Source organism: Thermoplasmatales archaeon (genome assembly GCA_014361245.1).
Lineage (GTDB): Archaea > Thermoplasmatota > E2 > UBA202 > JdFR-43 > JACIWB01.
Genome location: JACIWB010000071.1, coordinates 1 through 3,751, shown reverse-complemented (window position 1 = coordinate 3,751; position 3,751 = coordinate 1). Strand labels below are relative to the sequence as shown.

The 3,751-nt window shown below is 33.1% G+C and carries 5 protein-coding genes; 1 reads left to right on the top strand and 4 read right to left on the bottom strand.

Going from position 1 to position 3,751, the window contains the following annotated elements:
- The 4 genes from H5T45_07380 to H5T45_07365 all read right to left on the bottom strand — a co-directional run.
- Positions 1-189, bottom strand: a 189-nt coding sequence (locus H5T45_07380; GenBank protein ID MBC7129521.1) for a hypothetical protein, incomplete at its 3' end; no start/stop codon positions are given.
- A gap of 328 nt (positions 190-517) precedes the next feature.
- A complete protein-coding gene (locus H5T45_07375; GenBank protein MBC7129520.1) occupies positions 518-1,129 on the bottom strand; it encodes a site-2 protease family protein in 612 nt (203 codons plus the stop codon).
- A gap of 17 nt (positions 1,130-1,146) precedes the next feature.
- Complete coding sequence (locus H5T45_07370) at positions 1,147-1,968, bottom strand: bifunctional 5,10-methylenetetrahydrofolate dehydrogenase/5,10-methenyltetrahydrofolate cyclohydrolase (protein ID MBC7129519.1); 822 nt, start codon at positions 1,966-1,968, stop codon at positions 1,147-1,149.
- 82 nt (positions 1,969-2,050) lie between these two features.
- On the bottom strand, positions 2,051-2,764 hold the full coding sequence (locus tag H5T45_07365; protein MBC7129518.1) for a hypothetical protein: 714 nt from the start codon (positions 2,762-2,764) through the stop codon (positions 2,051-2,053).
- A 475-nt stretch (positions 2,765-3,239) separates the two neighbouring features.
- On the opposite strand from H5T45_07365, the gene H5T45_07360 reads away from it, so the two are divergent.
- On the top strand, positions 3,240-3,751 hold a 512-nt coding region (locus H5T45_07360; protein ID MBC7129517.1), incomplete at its 3' end, for a hypothetical protein.

The following is a 3,751-nucleotide window of genomic DNA, read 5'->3' as shown; positions in this document are numbered from 1 at the left end:
AATCCCGTATCTTTTCAGTATCAAATATGGTCTTCCATCTGTTATAGCAACAGATGGCAATTTTCCATACATGTTTCGCATCGCACAAATCAATTTTTTACAGGCCATGTTTGTTCTGCTACTACTTATCATAAAGAAGACAATCTTTCTTGTTTCTGGTTCAATGACAAACCAAAACCAGAAATTCATATCCCCTATTTGAAGAGATGTCTCATCAATGACAACACAATGAGGCTTTTATCTGCGATGCTATTTTTCAATACACTCCCAAATTTGTTCAGCCAGTTCCATATGGCGGTTCTGCTTCTCCTTACGAATATACGAATTGCCGTAGAAACATCCCTTAGCGACAATCTGCACAGATATAGAAATAAGCTGTAAAGTATTATTTCCGCTGGTTTTTTCTCTCATAATGATACATTTTTCTTTCAATAATTGCATCCCTTTGCATTTTATCACCAAATGCATCTATGGGATGCATATTTTTATCGAAAATTTTGGTTAAGCTAACAGCACCTTAAAATGAGAGGAATAGAAGGATTGCAGAGGTTACTAGCATTGAAAGCCAGATGGGCATGCTCCATGAGAGAATTTTTCTTCCATCTAAGGGTGGAATTGGCAGCAGATTGAAAATTGCAAGAAAAGCATTTATTGAAGCTATAAGGGCTATTATTTCTATTTTGGTTATTTTTGAAATTGATAAAAATACCGCAGAAACCAAAATGTTTGAAAATGGGCCAGCCATTGAAATTTTACCAGCATGCTCTCTTGTAGGCATTCCAAATATCTGCACTGCCCCAGGGGCTGCAAAAACAAAGCCAAGGAAGCTGAGTAATAAAGCAAGAATTAAGCCAAAAGGAAACATCCTGTATTCTGACCAGTAGCCATATCTTATTCCAGCAAACTTATGCGCAATTTCGTGAAAAGCAAATGCTGTTAGAACTGCAAGAAACGAAAAGGGTAGAAGATTAACAAAAAGCCGAAAATTTTCATGGATTGGAAATGAATTTGCTATTGAGAAGGCAATGCATAGAAGAGATATTGAAATGAGAAGATGCTTTATCTCCTCCCTGCTAAAACCCATTTTTGGTTTTACCGCCGGAATATCATAAAAATAATAAGCTCTCATCGCTGAAAAATGCTCGCCTATTTATGAATTTTTTCATAAGCAATGATTGCATTTTCAAGCATGCACGCAATTGTAACAGGCCCCACCCCGCCAGGCACAGGAGTAAAAGCGAGAGCTTTTTTCGCTGCTTTTTCATCTAAATCACCATATATTTTTCCATTTTCTTTTTTAATTCCAGCATCAATTACTATGCAATTTTTCTTTATGTGCTCTTCCTTTATAAGCCCTTTTACACCTGTTGCTGTTATTAGCAAATCTGCTTTAATTGTATATTTTTTAATATCATCTGTATAAACATGGCACACACTTACTGTTGCATCTCTATTGAGCAATAAAATTGCAAGAGGTTTGCCAATTATTTTGCTATGATTTATTATAACAACATTTTTTCCTTTTAAAGATAATTTTTCATTTTCTATTATCCTCAAAATTGCCTTAGGAGTAGATGGTGTAATTTCTTCTTTCCCAAGAATAATATTTCCCAAATTTAAAGGATGCATTCCCTCTATATCCTTTCCGTAATCAATTCTGCTAACCAGCCTATTATAATCTAAATCTTTTGGTAAAGGAAGTTGAATGTTTATTCCTGTAATATGCTCATCCTCATTTAATTTTTCAATTTCTTTTTCAAATTCTTCCTGTTTTATGAGGTCAAATCCTATAATTTCATGCTCAATTCCTACCCTCTTGCAAGCTTTATCCTTCAAATCCGCAAAAAGAAGAGATTCTTCATTGGTTCCAACAACAAAAGTAACAATTTTTATTTCTTTATCTTCCGCTTTTTTATTTATTTCTTCTTCAATTTTTTTGGCAATTGCATTTCCATCTATTGCTCGCATATCATTATAAAAATTCAATATATTAATCTCTTAGTTTTTTTACTGTCAGAACTTTAGAAATTTTTACTAGCTTTTTCCTATCTTAACTAACTGTTACTATTCTAAAGCAGATCATTGCATCTCTTTCTCTTGCCCCATCATCACTTCCATCATAACATTCATACTCTTTATTCGTAGGCCATTGATACCCAACTTTATTCCCGATATAATATGATATATTTATATAATTTTCATCTTTTTTTGGATTTATATCAATTTTTTTATCTATACCAGCCACCGTCTTGTAGTACATTTCTATTCTTATCTGATGATAGCCAACACTGTCATCAATATCATGTGTAATGTTACATTCAACATAAGTATCTTTATCTATATCAAAAGTGATATAGCCTTTTTCCGGAAATCTATATTCATTATTATTTATAAATATCTTCAGGAAGATATCACTCTTATCCCCAATTAGAGGATAATCCTTTATTCTTATCTTAAGCACCTCAATTTTTATCTTTGCATCGTCATAAGGAAGATAATCAAAGCTATCTAGCACTCCGTCATTATCGTCATCGTTGTCTGCATTATCACCTATACCATCTCCGTCGCTATCCCTCCATTCTTTCGGGTCATATGGAAAAGCATCATCTTTATCTGGCACTCCGTCGCCGTCGCTATCTGGGTTTGGGTTCAGGATATCCTTGTAACTTTTATAAATTGACGGCGCAACCAGAATGACAAAAATTATTAAAATTATACCCAAGAAAAGAATTAATGTATTTCTTGCTGGCTTTATTTTTTTCATTTGTTTATAATCATTGATATACTTAAAAAATTTGCTATTGTTCCAGCAAAGGCATTATCAAGAATTTGAAAATTTAAAAAATAAGAAATGCCACACCAACTAATAGAATTAGTTAGAAAAAAATATCTTTTGCTGGGACAAGAAAAAGATAGAAATTATGATTGCCATAATTCTTTACTATGCAGAATAATGAAGCATGGCAGATGGTATCACAAATTTGCCCAATTATTTACTAATTCCAGAAAATAAAGGCGTTGCATGGTAATAGCTATAATAAGATTTGTTAATAGCTTCTTGGTTTATTGCGAGAACAAGCCACTACTTAGGATAGAGCTCCATGTATAAATGGGCATTAAAAAACATCCTCAAAGCAAGATGTTTAACTGCATTTTAGCCATTTACAATCCAGAGGTGAGAATTTGTTGAAAGTGCCGTTCCAGTAAAATATATAAAAACATAAACTATTTAGTTAGGGATGAAAATGAAAAGGAAAATGTTTGCTATAGGGATTATGTTTTTATTGTGCATGGCGGGATTTACAATAGCAGGCAGCGGGAAGGAAATTGGCTACAGCATTTCATTGCCAAAATTCAGCGTTGAAAAATATGATGAAAATTACATTGAAATAAAAATTGATGGCTCATCCTACCTTAAGGAGGGCGGCTATCCTGTCCTTCCAAAAATAAGCAAAACATTTGAAATAGAATTCGGTGCAAACAATATAGATATAAATGTTTTTCCAAGAAATATAAATGAATATAAGATAGATAAAGAGATTCGTCCTTCTCCAGCACTGTTGCCCTTGTCAGTAGAAAATGCAGAATGTCCAAAAAATCTTGATTTTTACTCAAGTCCCGAAGTTTATCCAAGTTCATGGTATTCCTATAGAATTGGTTGTGGATTAAATGATAAAATGGAGCATGTAACTTTTGTTACAGTTCATTTATTCCCAGTTAGATATAAGCCAGAAGAAAATAAAATTTATTT

Coding starts and splice junctions, on each gene's coding strand:
- H5T45_07365 (MBC7129518.1), bottom strand. CDS start 2,764: ATGAAAAAAATAAAGCCAGCAAGAAATACATTAATTCTTTTCTTGGGT.
- H5T45_07375 (MBC7129520.1), bottom strand. CDS start 1,129: ATGAGAGCTTATTATTTTTATGATATTCCGGCGGTAAAACCAAAAATG.
- H5T45_07370 (MBC7129519.1), bottom strand. CDS start 1,968: ATGCGAGCAATAGATGGAAATGCAATTGCCAAAAAAATTGAAGAAGAA.